General features: G+C 40.4%; 15 protein-coding genes. 10 read left to right on the forward strand and 5 right to left on the reverse strand.

Annotated elements, in window-relative coordinates:
* Window positions 1–38: 38 nt before the first annotated feature.
* Both H5203_RS06985 and H5203_RS06990 read right to left on the reverse strand, forming a co-directional pair.
* Window positions 39–338, reverse strand: coding sequence for a hypothetical protein (locus H5203_RS06985; protein ID WP_145237374.1), 300 nt, complete (start codon window positions 336–338; stop codon window positions 39–41).
* Window positions 339–453: 115 nt separating this feature from the next.
* Complete coding sequence (locus H5203_RS06990) at window positions 454–2736, reverse strand: TonB-dependent receptor (protein WP_145237377.1); 2283 nt, start codon at window positions 2734–2736, stop codon at window positions 454–456.
* Window positions 2737–3233: 497 nt separating this feature from the next.
* Here H5203_RS06990 and H5203_RS06995 point away from each other — a divergent pair, with 497 nt between their 5' ends.
* Window positions 3234–3782: an HdeD family acid-resistance protein gene (locus H5203_RS06995; protein WP_145237379.1), complete on the forward strand. Its 549-nt coding sequence runs from the start codon at window positions 3234–3236 to the stop codon at window positions 3780–3782.
* Between the two features lie 77 nt (window positions 3783–3859).
* Here the strand turns inward: H5203_RS06995 and H5203_RS07000 are convergent, their stop codons facing one another.
* Window positions 3860–4732 carry a mechanosensitive ion channel family protein gene (locus H5203_RS07000; protein ID WP_145237382.1) on the reverse strand — a complete coding sequence of 291 codons (873 nt, stop codon included), beginning with the start codon at window positions 4730–4732 and terminating at the stop codon, window positions 3860–3862.
* A gap of 180 nt (window positions 4733–4912) precedes the next feature.
* Between H5203_RS07000 and H5203_RS07005 the strand changes: the two genes are divergently transcribed.
* The 6 genes from H5203_RS07005 to H5203_RS07030 all read left to right on the forward strand — a co-directional run bounded on the left by H5203_RS07005 (window position 4913) and on the right by H5203_RS07030 (window position 12215).
* Window positions 4913–5122, forward strand: a complete 210-nt coding sequence (locus tag H5203_RS07005) for a hypothetical protein (RefSeq protein WP_145237750.1) — start codon at window positions 4913–4915, stop codon at window positions 5120–5122.
* A gap of 252 nt (window positions 5123–5374) precedes the next feature.
* Window positions 5375–7507: a M3 family metallopeptidase gene (locus H5203_RS07010; protein ID WP_145237386.1), complete on the forward strand. Its 2133-nt coding sequence runs from the start codon at window positions 5375–5377 to the stop codon at window positions 7505–7507.
* A 144-nt stretch (window positions 7508–7651) separates the two neighbouring features.
* A complete protein-coding gene (locus H5203_RS07015) occupies window positions 7652–9079 on the forward strand; it encodes an amidohydrolase family protein (protein ID WP_145237389.1) in 1428 nt (475 codons plus the stop codon).
* A 91-nt stretch (window positions 9080–9170) separates the two neighbouring features.
* Window positions 9171–10016, forward strand: a complete 846-nt coding sequence (locus H5203_RS07020) for a DMT family transporter (RefSeq protein ID WP_145237392.1) — start codon at window positions 9171–9173, stop codon at window positions 10014–10016.
* A 69-nt stretch (window positions 10017–10085) separates the two neighbouring features.
* Window positions 10086–11411: a glycerophosphodiester phosphodiesterase family protein gene (locus H5203_RS07025; RefSeq protein WP_145237395.1), complete on the forward strand. Its 1326-nt coding sequence runs from the start codon at window positions 10086–10088 to the stop codon at window positions 11409–11411.
* A 69-nt stretch (window positions 11412–11480) separates the two neighbouring features.
* Window positions 11481–12215, forward strand: coding sequence for a dienelactone hydrolase family protein (locus H5203_RS07030; RefSeq protein WP_145237398.1), 735 nt, complete (start codon window positions 11481–11483; stop codon window positions 12213–12215).
* Window positions 12216–12223: 8 nt separating this feature from the next.
* On the opposite strand, the gene H5203_RS07035 is transcribed toward H5203_RS07030, so the two are convergent.
* On the reverse strand, window positions 12224–13147 hold the full coding sequence (locus H5203_RS07035) for a LysR family transcriptional regulator (RefSeq protein WP_145237400.1): 924 nt from the start codon (window positions 13145–13147) through the stop codon (window positions 12224–12226).
* 144 nt (window positions 13148–13291) lie between these two features.
* On the opposite strand from H5203_RS07035, the gene H5203_RS07040 reads away from it, so the two are divergent.
* From H5203_RS07040 to yghU, 3 genes are all read left to right on the forward strand, one after another.
* A complete protein-coding gene (locus H5203_RS07040; RefSeq protein WP_145237403.1) occupies window positions 13292–13975 on the forward strand; it encodes a type 1 glutamine amidotransferase domain-containing protein in 684 nt (227 codons plus the stop codon).
* 103 nt (window positions 13976–14078) lie between these two features.
* Window positions 14079–14675, forward strand: coding sequence for a rhomboid family intramembrane serine protease (locus tag H5203_RS07045; protein WP_145237407.1), 597 nt, complete (start codon window positions 14079–14081; stop codon window positions 14673–14675).
* Between the two features lie 235 nt (window positions 14676–14910).
* Window positions 14911–15750: a glutathione-dependent disulfide-bond oxidoreductase gene (yghU, locus tag H5203_RS07050; protein ID WP_145237410.1), complete on the forward strand. Its 840-nt coding sequence runs from the start codon at window positions 14911–14913 to the stop codon at window positions 15748–15750.
* A 44-nt stretch (window positions 15751–15794) separates the two neighbouring features.
* Here yghU and H5203_RS07055 read toward each other — a convergent pair whose 3' ends face one another.
* The gene (locus tag H5203_RS07055; protein WP_145237438.1) at window positions 15795–16298 is read right to left on the reverse strand and encodes a DUF6622 family protein; all 504 of its coding nucleotides are present in this window, start codon (window positions 16296–16298) and stop codon (window positions 15795–15797) included.
* Between the last annotated feature and the right edge of the window lie 248 nt (window positions 16299–16546).

A 16546-nucleotide genomic window follows, 5' to 3' on the forward strand; every position in this document is an offset into this window, starting at 1 on the left:
ACAAAAAAGGCGCTCATAGCACCTTTTTGGTTTAATACTTATGCTGTTAAACCTGCTGGCGGCTCTGCAAATGCTTCTTCACCCGTTTCAACATCTACCAACTCGTAGCCACGTTCTTTTCTAACAACTTTTAGTACAGGTTTTTCAAATGCTGTTTTTAAACGCTCTGCGTCATCTCGTAACGCATCTAAGGTGTTGCCAAAAGGCGCTGCGCCCGTTTCTGACCAATTCGTTACTTTACCATTTAGGTTATATTCAACCTCATGTATTTGATATTGCGCCGCTTCATCTTTAGTTGCTTCACAAAAAATCACTCGGTAGTTCCAAAATCCAGCCATTGCTCTTCTCTTATTAAATTTAATTGTCGCTACTTTAGCAGTTATAAATCAGGTTTTACAATACAAAAGCCCGCAACATGTGCGGGCTTTTAATATTAGCAATTATAAAGTCTACTTAGAAAAAGTTAACTTTAAATTCAGCGCCAATAAAGCGAGGCTCATTAACAATTGCAGAGTTATTGCTAAAATCTACACCACCGATGAATACTTGCTCATTGGTTATATTACGTGCAAATGCCGCAACTTCGTATTCGTAGTTATTATCAAACCACTTATAACCCGCGCGTAAGCCACCTTCTAATAATGCTTCACCAGTAAACTCCACTGATTCATATAAAAAGAAATCAATTTCACTACGGTATGACCAATCTGTAAACGCATAAAACTCACCATCGCCAAGCTCTTTAGTATAGCGTAGAGTAAAGTTAGCAATCCACTCCGGCGCATGTGGCAGGCTATTACCGTCTAAACTATAACCTTGGTTTGTTAGCGGATCAGTAATCGTACAAGCAAAACAGCCTTGCGAATATAAATCATCATCTTGCAGCTCAGTATTGTTATAACTGAAGTTAAAAGTTGCATCAAATTCATCAGTCAATACCCATTGAGTATCAACTTCAAAACCGTAGCCAACAGTTTTATCAGCATTCAACAAACGAGCTGAATTTCCCGAGTCACCACCAACAGCTGTTAACTGTTGGTCATCCATTTGATAATAGAAAACAGTAGCATTGACACGTCCACGACCGTCAAGCACGTCTGATTTAATACCCGTTTCAATTGAGTTAATTGTTTCAGAATCAGCAACCGTTACATCATCACTAAATAAGATACGACCTTGAACGCTCGGTGCACGAAAACCATTTGCAGCACGAACGAATAAGTTTATATCATCAGAATATTTATACGCAGCAGCTAAATCCCATGATACATGGCTATCTTCTGGTGCAACTGACTTAGTTAAATTAGCAACTGCCGACTCTGGAGATGCGTAACGTGACGCTGTAAAGTCACGTTTATCATCTGAGTAACGTAAACCAGCAGTGATTTCTAACTTCTCAGTTAATTGATATTCACTCGATGCAAATACAGCCCATGCTGTTGTGTCTTGATCTTGGCGAACATAGCCAGTTAAGAAGTTTGCACCTAACCCATCGTAACCGTAAGTCTCAATCACTTGCTCTTCATTATAATAAAAAGCACCAACTTGGTAATTAAAGTCACCAGCAAAATCACTTGCTAAACGTAGTTCTTGTGTATATTGATTGTGATCTGGAAGGGCATCAGCGGTTTCAGACGCTAAGAAAATAAAACCAGGTCCCATTTCTGGTGTTGGGCAACCAGGAACAAAAGTATTCCCACAACCAAAACCACCATCTACATCAGCACGAGAGAAAATTTCTGCACTTTCCCAGCCACTGATCGATGTCAACGTGTAATCAGCAAAACTGTACTCTAGCTTTAAGCTAGCACCTTGGCTATTTACATTCTGTGTAGCAAATTGCACAGTATCTTGATATATCACTTCAGGATCAAAGCCCGGGCGCGGGTTATTTGTGCCTGTTTCAATTGCATTTGCATGAAATACAATTGGCTTACCATTTAAGTCACGAGTGTGGTAATTCAATAATGCACTGAAATCATCTTTCTCATATAAGAATTGGATACGCGCGGCAGTTTCTTGATAACCTCCTGTTACGTCATCAATCTCATTGCCTGCTAAGCGATTATCAATATAATCATCGCGCTCTTGACGTAATAGAGAAACACGTGCTGATAAGTTATCAGTTAAGCCACCACTTACAGCCCCTTCGAAGTCAATTGAATTGAATGAACCATATGATAAGGCTGCATAACCTTCAAAATCTTGACTTGGGCGAGCTGAATCAATTTTAACTAAACCAGCTGGGGTATTACGACCGAATAAGGTGCCTTGTGGTCCACGGAGAACTTCTACGCGGCCCGTGTCAAATATAGGAAAACCTTTTAAAATAGGGCTTTCTTGAACAATTTCATCAACCACTAGGGATACTGGTTGTGATGAATTCAAATCGAAATCTGAATTACCAAGGCCACGAACATAAAAACGTGGGAATGAGCGACCAAATGAAGATTCTACAGTTAAGCTTGGAATTTTTGCATTTAAAAAACGAATATCCATGCCGGCAGAACTGGCAGCATCAAGGCTATCACCTTGTAAAGCAGAAGCAGCGACAGGTACTTCCTGTGCGTTTTCTACACGCTTGCGCGCAGTGATTTGAATAACTTCTAATTGCTTGCTTTGCGCAGTTGGAGCTTGTTCATCAGCAGCAAGAGTTGTAAATGAAGTACCTGCTACGGCAGAGAACAACGTTGCATTGATTAGGGTTGCTAACGTAGATCTTTTCATTGCTTTCATGTCGGGGTTTAACCTTTTTAGTGCACTCTTATTCAACGGTTGATGTGTTGCGCCAAATTCACTCGGCGGGCTCGGCCAATTTTTCGCGCCTTAAGTTAAGCTGCGCGGACCTCTTTGTCGAGAGTGCAAAACGAAGTAAAGAGGCTGAACGAACGCTGAAGATTATAGCATTGTGTGACACTTTTGCTGCATTAATATGTACAATAATATAAACTTTTTACAACAAATAACGGCACAATAAGCGAACTTGAGAGATTTTATGCAATTATATTTATTTTATACGGACATTTGTCCTGTCAATAAAGTGATTGTAAATGTAGCAGGTATCACAAGTGGGAGCCGCTAAGTGACTATAATGATCATTGAGTAAACATAGCATAGCCAAATTTAATTCTGCTATACAATGCTTCTGCAAAGTTAATCGATATATTTTATTGATAAATCATACCTTATGCTAATGTATATAAACACGACAGAGCTAATCATTAAGGATTAAGATGGATCTAACCACCACACTTTCAAAAAACTGGTCAGTACTGTTAGTACGCGGCCTCATTGCAATTATTTTTGGCGTTATTACTTGGTTAGCACCCAATGCATCTCTGAGTATTATGTTGTTATTTTTTGCGGGCTATTTTTTATTTGATGGCATGCTAAGAACATGGGTTGCTTGGAACTCTAAGCAACACAATCCCTATTGGCGCTGGTTATTGGCCGGTGGGGTGTTATCAATCATCGCAGGACTAGTTACCCTATTTGCACCAAACGTTACCGCGATACTATTACTTTATTATGTCGCTGCGTGGGCCATAGCGATTGGCGCTGTTGAAATTTTAATTGCGCTTAAATTAAGAGCGGAAATATCTAATGAGTGGATATTAATTATTACTGGGGCAATATCAGTATTATTTGGTTTATATTTAATCTTTAATCCTAGCGCAGGGATCCATACTTTACTTTGGTTAGTCGCCACTTACGCCGTACTATTTGGTGCTTTAATTGTATTATTTTCATTAAAGCTAAAAAAGATGGTGCAACAGCAATAACTCATCAATAAAAACGAAGTAATTTGCTACTCGTTGCAGCAAATTACTTCTCCAAGACTATACCGGTACCGCTGGATTTATTTCGTTGCTCGTCCCCGCCTTAATGCAATTTCACCATCAATATGTATATCGCGTTGTGGGAAAGAAATAACGACATTATGCTCAGCAAATATTTTATATACGCTAAAACGAATATCACTGCGGACTTGGCGCAACATGGTTTCTGATTCAGCACAAACCCAAAAAATAGCATTGAACACTAAAGAGCTTTCAGCAAAATCATCAAATAACACTGAAGATGCCGGCGTCGGGAGTATTGCAGGATGTTCGCTCAACACTTGTTTGATCAGTTTTTCAACTAACAATACATCTGATCCATATGCCACACCAACACTGACAGACGAACGAGCATTGCGGTCAATCAAGGTCCAATTCGTCACTGTGTTTTCGAGTAGTTGACTGTTTGGTATAAGCATGTGCACACCATCGTTACGACGAATGCGCGTGGAGCGGGTATTAATCGTTTCAACCACCCCTTTAGCGTTGCCCACTTCTAAGAAATCTCCAATACGAATTGGCCGCTCCCACATTAAAATCCAGCCACTAATAAAGTTATTAATGATATTTTGTGCCCCGAATCCTACACCAATAGCTATAGCGCCAGAAACAAAGGCAAATGCTGTTAACGGAATATTTAACACTTCAAGGGAGGTAAATATTAAAATTGCGATACTTAACACTAAATAAATACGGGTAAATAAATGCACCGCATCAGGGTTCATTTTACGTGCGAGCAGAGTTTTTCGTATTAATCGACCAATCCATGTAACCACAAACCACATGGCAAAGAGTATCAAAGGCACTTGAATAACTTTAGCTACAGTAATTTCGATATTGTTATAACTAAAAATTACATACGATAAATAATGAGAGATTGACTCTAACGTCATACTTTTTCCAAAATTAATAAAACAAATAGCTATTCAGGGTTAAGTAAGTTTAGCACGCCATAATGGCATTTACGGAGAAGTTAAAGTTCAATATGTTTTTTATGAACAAATCATTAACATTTTCTTACAGGTAATGCTATATAAGTACTGTAAGCTTAAATAAAGCACGAGGAACGAATGATGTCACAACTGACCTTAAATCAAAAATTAGCCACGTTACAACCTTTAGTTGATTTGCAACTGTTTGAATCAAGTATTGAATACCGCAATAAAATTTTGTCTGTGCTTGCAGAGCAAGAACATACTCTTAATTGCATTAATAAAGAGTTTGGTCACCAACAACCGGCTAGTTTTGGTAGCGAAAAAAAGTTTGTTTTAGGTTACAACTAATTTTGCTACTTCGCGCATGCAACATAAACCAAAATTCCCAATTAAGTACCAACCTGTAGTAGCTTTAATACGTCCTACTGTTTAAGGCTACTATTTCTCGATTTGCACTATTTTTACCTAAAAACACGTTTTTTGCGCTTAATCCCCACCTTAAACCGATAAACTTAGTTGTATATACATGAAAATTTGCTAAGTTATGGGTGTTTTATGTCTCGCCTGTTTTTCAAGGCTCACCTATTTTATGGAGTTCTCATGCGTAAGACCCTTATAGCAACTACAATTGCTAGTGCATTATTATTATCTGCTTGTAGTTCGCAAAACGATGCTGATACAAAAGAGCAAACGACTCAAGTACAAACAGTCAATGTAGACAACGTATTGATGAAACCAAGCCCATTACAATATATGGCACCAGAATTTGATAAATTTGGTACCAGTGATTATGAACCGGCATTTGATGCAGGTATTGCCCAGCAAAAAGCGCAAATCACGGCTATCGCAAACAACCCAGCTCCAGCTACATTTAAAAACACCTTAGTTGAATTAGAACTATCGGGCGAATTGCTTGATCGCGTTTCAACCGCTTTCTATAACTTATCTGGTTTGATCTCTAATGATGAGTATCAACGTATTGCAGCAAAAATGGCCCCAGTGTTATCTGCGCATTCTGATGATATTTATCTTAACAAAGCATTATTTTCACGTGTTGAAACCATTAATGGCAATAAAGCGAAGTTAAATGCCGAAGATCAGCGTTTAGTTGAGTTTTACTACACTAAGTTTGTTAACGCTGGTGCAAAATTAGATGAAGCACAAAAAGCCAAAATGCGTGAAATCAACGCTGAGCTTGCTAAGTTATCAACAGCCTTCTCGCAAAACGTATTAAAATCGTTTAAAGAGGACGTAGTATTAGTAACCGATAAAAGCGAACTTGCTGGCCTTTCTGACGCTGAAATAGCAAGCCTTGCCGCTGCCGCTAAAAAAGCAGGTAAAGAAGGCTACATGATCACGTTAGTGAACACCACGCAACAGCCGATTCTCAGCAGCCTAAAAAACCGTAAGTTACGTGAACGTATTTTTAAAGCATCAGCGACTCGTGCGCAAAATACCAATGGCCCTATCATTATCAAAGAAACCAATTTGCGCGCTCAAAAAGCAGCACTACTTGGCTATAAAGATTGGGCTTCATATGTAATGACCACACGTATGGCTAAAACCACTGAAAACGTTTATGGCATATTAGATGACTTGGCACCTAAAGCTGTAAATAAAGCAAAAGCTGAAGCTGCTGAAATTCAAAAAGTAATTGATGCATCAGGCGAAACGTTTGCCGTACAACCATGGGACTGGGCATTCTATTCTGAAAAAGTGCGCCAAGCTAAGTACGACCTAGATCCTGCTTTAGTTAAGCCATACTTTGAAATGCAATCAGTGATCCATAACGGTTTATTTTTTGCGATGGAAAAACTGTACGGCATTACTTTCAAAGAGCGTAAAGATTTACCACTTTATCACGAAGATGTAATGGCGTTTGAAGTGTTCAACGCCGATGGTAGTGCTATTGGTTTATTCTACATGGACCCTTATGCTCGTGAAGGTAAACGTGGTGGTGCTTGGATGAGTGCATATGTTAGCCAAAGTGGCTTAAAGGGCACAAAACCTGTAATTTATAACGCACAAAACATCCCTAAACCTGCAGACGGTCAGCCAACACTGATGACCTTCTCTGAAGTTACGACTATGTTCCATGAATTTGGTCATGCGGCACACGGTTTGTTCTCAGATGTAAAATACCCAAGCCTTGCAGGCACTGCAACAGCTCGTGACTTTGTTGAATTCCCGTCACAAGCGAACGAAGATTGGAACATCGAACCAACTGTACTTGCTAACTACGCGAAGCATTACAAAACAGGTGAACCAATTCCTAAAGAATTACTCGACAAAGTACTTGAGTCACAAAACTTCAATCAAGGTTTTGGCACCACTGAGTATTTAGCTGCAGCATTACTTGATATGGAATGGCATTCATTTGGTGTTGATAAGAAAATAACTGATGTACAAAAATTTGAGCATGATGCGTTAGAGAAACACGGCATTGCTTACTACCCAGTACCACCGCGTTATAAGTCTTGTTACTTTAGCCACACCTTTGCTGGTGGCTATTCAGCAGGTTACTATGCATACCTTTGGACTGAAGTATTTGCAGCTGATGCCTTTGCACATATGACAAAGCAAGGCGGCTTAACTCGTGACAACGGTGATAGCTTCCGCAAAGAGATTTTATCAAAAGGTAACAGCCGCGACTTAATGCAAAGCTATATTGAGTTCCGTGGTCAAAAGCCAACTACCGACGCCCTACTTAAGCGCCGTGGTTTAGTTAAGTAAACCAAAATGATTATAATGGGAGTCCGTAATGGACTCTCATTTTTTATCGCCATTATTCATCCTAACTTTGTTACCTTCTAACTCAAATCAACACCTTACAGAAGATATATATGCTAATCTAAATAAAAAATTTAGAGTTACACAATGCAAAATATACTTTTATTTTCAACTTGCTTACTACTGACTGCATGTGCCACAGAACCAACTGAGCACGCCGATATAGTGATCGCTAATGCGACGATCATCGACGTAACAACCGGACAACTCAGCGTTGAACAATCCCTTGCTATTCGCGATGGTGTGATCATAAAGCGCGCTAACAACTCACTAAAAAATAACTACATTACTGATAATTACATTGATGCTAATGATCAATTTTTAATGCCAGGCCTTTGGGATATGCATGTCCATTTGGGCGGCGGTGAAGCGCTTATAGCCGAAAACAAAGCCCTGTTACCACTTTACCTCGCGTATGGCATTACTACAGTACGTGATGCTGCTGCTGATTTAAGTGAGTCAGTTTTAAGCTGGCGAGAGCAAATTAATAATAACCAATTAGTTGGCCCGACCATTTATACATCAGGGCCCAAACTCGAAGGTAAAGACTCTATTTGGCCTGGCGACTTAGAAGTTGAAACTGTCGAGGAAATGAATGCTGCTATTGATACGCTTGATGCTATGAATGTGGATTTTGTGAAAATCACCGATAGTGCATTAACACCTGAACTTTATTTAAAAGCGGTTAAAGAAGTGAAAAAACGTGGCTACCAAATATCTGGTCATATTCCGTTTTCGCTATCAGTTACAGATGTATCAAATGCAGGGTTAGATGCCATTGAGCATATGACCTACTTGTTAAAAGCCGCAGCAATTAATGAACCTGAAATATCAGCAAAAGTGGCTTCAGGTGAACTGAGTTACCGCAGTGCTTTGCCAATTATTACAGCAAATATTGATAACCAAACAGCTTTAAATAAATACGCCGTGTTAGCTCAAAATAACACGGCCGTAGTACCTACTTTAATTGGTGGTCAAATCACCGCTTATATTGATGAAGATAACCATCAAGATGATGAGTTTTTAAATTATTTAGGTAAAGGTCTTAAAGCCACTTACCAATGGCGTGTAGACAGAGCCAATAAAGATACCCAAGATCAAATCAAACAACGTAAAGAACGCTTTGTTAAAACAGCTCAATTACTACCTTTAGCACAACAGGCTGGCGTATCAATTATTGCTGGGACCGACGCTGGATTTTTAAATTCGTATATTTACCCAGGTTTATCTCTTCATCAAGAGCTGGCTATTTTTAGTGATTATGGCTTAACGCCATTACAAACATTGCAATCAGCAACACTTGCTGGACCACAGTTTTTAGGTAAAACGGCGCAGTTTGGAGAACTTACAGAAGGCAAAACCGCCGATATCATTTTCTTAACTGATAACCCATTAATTGATGTACGTAACACGCAAAAGCTCACTGGGGTTATTTCTCATAGTCGTTATTACAATCAAGCAGCACTTGAACAGCTAAAAGTAGATGCCAAGCAATTCGTTAGTTCACAACAGTAAATTAATCACCGGGCTCAGGTTACTTGACTGAGCCACTCCCTTTAATACTCGTTGTAGTATACACTCGCGCTTTTAGTTTGGAGTAAGCACTATGGGCTACTTATTTGCCGTCACTCTATTATGGGCGTTTTCATTTAGTTTAATTGGCGTATATTTAGCAGGTCAAGTTGATGCTTGGTTTAGTGTATTAATTCGCGTAGCCCTAGCCACACTGCTATTTTTACCGTTTTTAAAACGAACACCTCCCCCACTTGCTTGCAAACTCATGCTGATAGGCGCAGTACAACTCGGTATTATGTATAGTTTTTATTACCACTCATTTTTGTTCTTAAGTGTGCCTGAAGTACTGCTATTTACCGTAATGACCCCGCTTTACATCACGTTATTAAACGATGCGTGCAACAAGTATTTTAACCCACAGTTTTTTATAGTCGCTTTTATTGCCGTGCTGGGTGCAATTACTATTCGCTATGAAAACTTAGACAGTAACTTCTTAGTCGGATTATTACTGGTACAAGGGGCTAATATTAGTTTTGCTGTAGGACAAGTAACCTACAAACGCTTAATGCTGGGTAAGCAGCTTGATGATAAAACTGTATTTGGCTGGTTTTTTATTGGTGCACTGATTGTTGCAAGTAGCTGTTATGTCTTATTTGGTAACTCAAACAAATTACCAAGCACCTCAACACAATGGGGCATATTGATTTATTTAGGAGTTGTGGCATCTGGTGTTGGCTATTTTATGTGGAATAAAGGCGCCACGCTTGTCAATGTGGGCGCACTGGCGGTGATGAACAACTTGCTTATTCCTGCAGGCATTGTTGTTAATGTACTTATTTGGAATAGAGACGCGGACATACTCAGATTAAGTATTGGCGCGGGGGTTATGCTATTTGCCTTAGTGGTAAACCAAATAATGGCTAAAAGAGTAAATTAATTACTCTGTAGTTAAACTGTCACTAATAATTAGTAAGGTAGCGTCCACTTTGATTTTTAAGGACAAATAATGAAGCGCATACCTTTACTGACTAGTTGTTTATTATTAATTACACTAGCTGGCTGCGATGACGATGTAGAAATAGTCGAAAAAGAAGTGGTTGTTACCAACACTGAGGTTGAAATTGTTAAAGTTCCTACCCCGGTTATTGTTGAAGTAGCGCAAGGTACGAATATTCAACTCGGTGCTCGCCCCGACTACTTAATTGACGATATGGCCACCAGCGCACTAAAAACAAAATTAGAATCGTGCAAAGACGGCCCTTTTTATCGTACTGATTTTTCAATTGGTCACCGCGGTGCACCTATGCAATACCCAGAGCACACTAAAGAATCTTACATTGCAGCAGCTCGTATGGGCGCTGGCATTGTCGAGTGCGATGTGACGTTTACAAATGATAAAGAGCTGGTATGCCGCCATTCACAATGCGATTTACATACCACCACTAATATTTTAGCGATCCCAGAACTTGCCGCTAAATGCAGTGTGCCATTTACGCCAGCGGATCCTAACAGTGGCACACCCGCTGCGGCTAAATGTTGCACCAGCGATATTAGCCTGGCGGAATTTTTAACCCTTGAGGGTAAAATGGATGGCGCGAACACCAATGCCACCAATGTTAACGATTATATGAATGGAACACCGAGTTGGCGCACTGATTTATACGCCACCTCAGGTACACTCATGACCCATAAACAAAGTATTGCGCTATTTAAAGAGCTGGGTGTAAAAATGACCCCGGAGCTGAAATCGCCTCAAGTGAGCATGCCTTTTAATGGTATGACTCAAGCGCAATATGCACAAAAAATGCTGGATGAATACACGCAAATGGACGTACCCGCAAACCATGTTTATCCGCAATCATTTAACCTAGCCGACGTAGAATATTGGATTAGCACTAATCCTGAATTTGCAGCGCAAAGTGTGTATTTGGATGGTCGCGACAGCAATGCAGGGTTTGATCCTAATAACGCAGCAACATGGCAGCCAAGCATGGCAGAGCTAGCTACTGATGGCGTTAAAATTATAGCGCCCCCTATTTGGATGCTGCTAACCATAGATAACGACAGTAATATTGTACCCTCACAGTACGCTATAGATGCTAAGGCCGCAGGGCTTAATATTATTGCATGGAGCCTTGAACGCTCTGGCCCTCTAAATGAAGGCGGCGGTTATTATTATCAATCTATTAGTGATGTTATAGATAACGATGGCGACATGTTAACTGTGGTTGATGTTTTAGCACAAGAAGTGGGGGTCATGGGGATATTTTCCGATTGGCCAGCAACCGTAAGTTACTATGCTAGCTGTAATAAAATGCCTGCAAGTATTTAAACTTTAAGGCGTGTTTATTTTATCGCGCTCAGTTACCATATATTTTATATTATTTAACTGAGCGCTTTTATGATCATCCAACACCACCATGCAGACTTGCCTACCCCAACAGGTTTAATGCGCACCACGGTTTACCGCCCCGAAATATCAGGGCAATTTCCCGCGATTATTTTTTATTCTGAAATATTTCAGCAAACCGCGCCTATTGCTCGCAGCGCTGCACTTTTAGCAAGCCATGGTTTTGTAGTACTTGTGCCAGAAGTGTTTCATGAGCTAAACCCTATCGGGACAGTGCTTGCCTATGATGATGCGGGTAAAGATAAAGGCAATAACGATAAATGGGCAAAACCGCTTGAATCTCACGACAGCGATACCCAAGCGTTAATCGACTTTGTACAAACACAAGATTATTGCACCGGCTCTGTAGGTACTATGGGTGTCTGTATTGGCGGTCACTTAGCTTATAGAGCCGCATTAAACCCACACATAAAAGCCGCATTTTGCTTATATGCCACCGACATTCATAGCGATACACTCCCCGCACAAGCCGGTAATAACTCGTTTGAACGCATGGCTGATATACAAGGTGAGATTCACTTTATTTGGGGAAAGCAAGATCCCCATGTGCCACAACAAGGTCGCGACAAAATTTATCAACAAGCTGTTAGTACGGGTATTAATTACCAATGGCAAGAAGTTAACGCCCAACATGCCTTTATGCGTGATGAGGGTGAGCGATACGACGGCGCACTCGCAATCACCATGTACCTGCAAGCCGTTGCATTATTTAACCGTACTTTGTAAGCCATAAATTAGACATTTTTAAGCATACCCAATGCGGTATGCCTTTTTATAAAATAATCTTTTAAATAATCGATAAATAAGCGCAGCTTCTTAGAATCGGCGCCGCCGGGTGGAAATACGCCGTAAAGTTCTATATCTTTACTTTTATAGTCATCGAGTACAATTTCCAATAGCCCAGCTTGAACTTTTGGCCATGCATCGTAAAGTGGAATACGCCCGATACCATGGCCTGCTTCAACAAAAGCAGTTCGCGCCGCAGCGTTATTAGTCCTTAAACCACCTTGCATAGTTAAGTTATGCTTTTTACCATCTTTTTGTAGCGTTAATGTTTTACTGCCGAGCTGATACACCACCCATTGATGTTCGCTTAATTGCGCTGGAGTTTTAGGTTTACCGTAATGGGCAAAATAATCTGGCGAGCCACAAATACAGGTACTCATCGTAGTGAGTTTAGTCGCTTGTAAATTGGAGTCACTAAGCGCCACACCGCGAATTGCAAAATCAAAGCCATTTTTAATAATATCAATCACTTCGTCACTTAACTGTAAATCAATATCGATTTTGGGATACTGACGTTTAAAATCATTGATTGCAGGCACAACTAACTGCATACCGACATTCACCGGGCAGCTAATTTTAAGTAAGCCTTGTGGTTCGCTTTTTATATCTTCTATTTGCTGTTTAGCCGCATTAGCTTGCTCAGTAATAATTCTGCAGCGCTCATAATAAGCAATCCCCGCTTCGGTCAGTGCCATAGTTCGCGTTGAACGATTAAGCAGCGTCACTTCCAGTTGGGTTTCTAATTTTTTTAAGTGATAACTTGCCACTGCACGAGTAAATCCCAATTGTTTGGCGGCCGCCGTTAAACTGCCCTGCTCTACAATTTGTGCAAATACCACCATACTTTTGAGTTGCTCAAACGATACCTTCATAAGACCTCCTATACTGACTTACTTTATTGTATCAATTATTAAACCAATAAAGTTGAATTTATCATCGTTGTTTAAAGTGACCTTAATGCATATAGTAGTTAGTAAGATAAATTAAAAATTTAAATCATCAGAAGGAATATGGTTATGGCTAAAAAAATACTTATGGTTCTTACCTCTCATGTAGAGCTTGGCAATACAGGTCATAAAACGGGCTTTTGGGTCGAAGAATTTGCGGCTCCTTATTATGCATTTATTGATGCCGGTGCTGAGGTTACACTCGCATCAGTAAAAGGCGGGCAACCACCGATTGATCCAAATAGCGCCGCACCTGATGCCGCAACAGATGCTACAAAACGTTTTGATAACGACAGTGCAGCACAAACATTGATGGCCAATACAAAAGCGCTTGGTGATGTAAATGCCAGCGACTTTGACGCCGTATTTTACCCAGGCGGTCATGGCCCATTATGGGACTTAGTTGATAATACAGACTCAATTTCATTGATTGAAGACTTTATCAAAACAGAAAAGCCTGTTGCAGCTGTTTGCCACGCAAGTGCCGTGTTTTTAAATGCTAAAAATTCAGATGGCAGTGCATTGGTTGCAGGTAAGAAAGTAACTGGCTTTAGCAATAGTGAAGAAGCCGCTGTGCAACTTACTGACATTGTTCCATTGTTGGTAGAAGATGAGCTGATCAAAAAAGGCGGTGATTACCAAAAAACGGATGATTGGGGTGTGCTCGCATTAGTCGATGGCTTATTGATCACCGGTCAAAATCCTGCCAGCTCTGAGCTTGCAGCGCAAAAACTGCTAACCCAATTAGGCTAATTCTTTAATATTGTAACTAAAGCCTTGCTTAACCCAGCAAGGCTTTTCAATTAAGCATCAGGATAGGTATACTCAGTCAAACATATTTAAAATTAAGTGATGTATGGCAAACCCAAAAAGCTCTTTGAGCATTCCTCCTCTAGTCAGTAAACGCTTTACGCTTATTGGTATTATTTTATTGTGTGTTTTACTGCAAATTATTAATAGCTTACCAGGCGTTAACTTAAATGGATTAGGTATTTACCCTCGCAGTCTAAGTGGCTTAACGGGTATTTTTTTCGCGCCTTTTTTACATGGCGGCTGGGCACATTTGCTTAGTAACTTAATCCCATTTGCAGTGCTTGGCTGGCTAGTCTGCCAATATAGCGTCAAACGGTTTTGGGCTGTATTTATCTTTACTGCTGTGGTTGGAGGATTACTGGTTTGGCTATTTGGTCGCGCTAATATTCACGTTGGCCTGAGCGGTGTACTTTATGGCTTGTGGGGCTTTTTAATTTGCTACGGCATTATGCATCGGTCATTTAAGGCCATTGCTATTAGTGTCGCGGTGGTATTTTTATATAGTGGTTTAATTTGGGGTGTTTTGCCACAGCGTCCCCATGTGTCATTTGAAAGCCACCTGTTTGGCGCACTCGCTGGTATTCTTATTGGCTATTATTTAGCAAAACAAGATAAGAAAAGCGCAAGTTACAAGCTTTAAAGTTAGCAAGGTTAAAGATAAAATATTAACCGTCATTATCTCGGATTAAATAAATTTGCGCTTTCTCTATTTCGGTTAGCGCTTTATACCCTCGTGGATAAGGCCATCCATGACCTCATCTAAATGATCTTCATATTACCAATGAAAGTTATCTTTGCTTCCCTTGCTCTAAATGATCAACTAGGATGGGTTGTTCGTAACCTTAATTAAAGTAACCAACGTTTAAGGAGTTTTGATGAGTAACAGCGAAAACTATACCCCGCCTAAAGTATGGCTGTGGGACGCGGAAAGTGGCGGTGACTGGGCAAAAATAAATCGACCAATTGCAGGCGCTACGCACCAGCAAGATTTACCCGTTGGTGAGCACCCTCTTCAGCTTTACTCACTGGCAACCCCTAATGGCCAAAAAGTCACCATCATGCTTGAAGAACTATTAGAGCTTGGTATCACTGAAGCCGAATATGATGCGTTTTTAATTAAAATCGGCGATGGCGATCAATTTGGCTCAGGCTTTGTGAGTGTTAACCCTAATTCAAAAATTCCAGCGCTGATGGATCACAGTACGACCCCTATAACGCGGGTGTTTGAATCAGGTGCTATTTTACAATACTTAGCAGAGAAGTTTGATGCGCTAGTGCCAAGCGACCACACCAGTAAAACCGAATGCCGTAACTGGTTATTTTGGCAAATGGGATCAGCACCTTATTTAGGCGGTGGTTTTGGTCATTTCTATGCCTATGCACCACACAAAATGCAATATCCTATTGACCGATTTACGATGGAAGTTAAACGCCAGCTAGATGTATTAAACCGCCATTTAAGTGATCATGATTACATGGCTGGTAGTGACTATTCAATCGCAGATATTGCTATTTGGCCATGGTATGGCTCGCTGGTATTGGGATATTTATACGACGCCGCCGAGTTTTTAGATGTTGAATCATATACCCACGTGATGCGCTGGGCAAAACAGATTGAACGCCGCCCTGCAGTAAAGCGTGGTCGCAGAGTTAACCGGACTTGGGGCCCAGAAGATGAGCAACTAGCCGAGCGCCACAGTAAAAGCGACTTTTAACGAAAACCTAACAGCGCGATTAGTATGACTAACCGCGCTGTTACTTATGCTGGCTGTAAATCTATTTGGTTATTTCGCGCCTGCAGGATCTGTAAGCCGCGAGCTAAGAATATGCCACTTAAAATACCGTAAATCGCGCTAACAATAACCATAAATTCTGTACTTTGCGTAACTGCTAGTTGTATTGCCAGCATCACTCCAACACAATATTTAGTAAAGAAAATGGCCATTATTAATATAAATGGTACTTTGCTACCTGGTATATGAAACACATGCTGCTCATTTATGTAGCGCACTCCCTTTGGCAAACCGAATTGACGAGCGACTCCCCAACCAAGTACTAAACACACAAACCAAACTGCTAATGCAATTACACCAGAAAATGCGGAGTACACCCCAAAAACTGACAAGCCAGCCATTGCGACAGGTAACACACAAACACTGCGTAACGTGACCTCTCTTGCTCGAGTTTGTTTGACACCAAGCACAATCAGGCCGGCAAATAACGCAAACACCCACAGCGGTGTATGTTTAATTATATCAATCACTAAACTTCCTTTTTATTGTTGTTATTGCTTATTGTATTAGTGCCTTGAGCTTAATCTTATTTAAATAATTAATAAAGTTACAATTACATTTTTTTAACCTTTATATACGTAGCAAGCTTAATGGGCCATCTCGATGCTAACTTAGAGAATAGTAAAAGGCGACGACGAACAAATATCGCAGAGTGTAATCGCCATCATTTCAGTCGTAGCAAAACAACAGCGCAATTTGATAACCAAAAACCACTCAG

Source organism: Pseudoalteromonas sp. SG41-1 (assembly GCF_014164575.1).
Taxonomy (GTDB): domain Bacteria; phylum Pseudomonadota; class Gammaproteobacteria; order Enterobacterales; family Alteromonadaceae; genus Pseudoalteromonas; species Pseudoalteromonas rhizosphaerae.

Bases quoted from the DNA above. Each gene is read 5' to 3' on its own strand.
- H5203_RS06995 (WP_145237379.1), top strand. From the start codon at position 3,234: ATGGATCTAACCACCACACTTTCAAAAAACTGGTCAGTACTGTTAGTA.
- H5203_RS07025 (WP_145237395.1), top strand. From the start codon at position 10,086: ATGAAGCGCATACCTTTACTGACTAGTTGTTTATTATTAATTACACTA.
- H5203_RS07030 (WP_145237398.1), top strand. From the start codon at position 11,481: ATGATCATCCAACACCACCATGCAGACTTGCCTACCCCAACAGGTTTA.
- H5203_RS07000 (WP_145237382.1), bottom strand. From the start codon at position 4,732: ATGACGTTAGAGTCAATCTCTCATTATTTATCGTATGTAATTTTTAGT.
- H5203_RS07010 (WP_145237386.1), top strand. From the start codon at position 5,375: ATGCGTAAGACCCTTATAGCAACTACAATTGCTAGTGCATTATTATTA.
- H5203_RS06990 (WP_145237377.1), bottom strand. From the start codon at position 2,736: ATGAAAGCAATGAAAAGATCTACGTTAGCAACCCTAATCAATGCAACG.
- H5203_RS07045 (WP_145237407.1), top strand. From the start codon at position 14,079: ATGGCAAACCCAAAAAGCTCTTTGAGCATTCCTCCTCTAGTCAGTAAA.
- H5203_RS07040 (WP_145237403.1), top strand. From the start codon at position 13,292: ATGGCTAAAAAAATACTTATGGTTCTTACCTCTCATGTAGAGCTTGGC.
- yghU (WP_145237410.1), top strand. From the start codon at position 14,911: ATGAGTAACAGCGAAAACTATACCCCGCCTAAAGTATGGCTGTGGGAC.
- H5203_RS07020 (WP_145237392.1), top strand. From the start codon at position 9,171: ATGGGCTACTTATTTGCCGTCACTCTATTATGGGCGTTTTCATTTAGT.
- H5203_RS07035 (WP_145237400.1), bottom strand. From the start codon at position 13,147: ATGAAGGTATCGTTTGAGCAACTCAAAAGTATGGTGGTATTTGCACAA.
- H5203_RS07005 (WP_145237750.1), top strand. From the start codon at position 4,913: ATGTCACAACTGACCTTAAATCAAAAATTAGCCACGTTACAACCTTTA.
- H5203_RS07015 (WP_145237389.1), top strand. From the start codon at position 7,652: ATGCAAAATATACTTTTATTTTCAACTTGCTTACTACTGACTGCATGT.
- H5203_RS06985 (WP_145237374.1), bottom strand. From the start codon at position 338: ATGGCTGGATTTTGGAACTACCGAGTGATTTTTTGTGAAGCAACTAAA.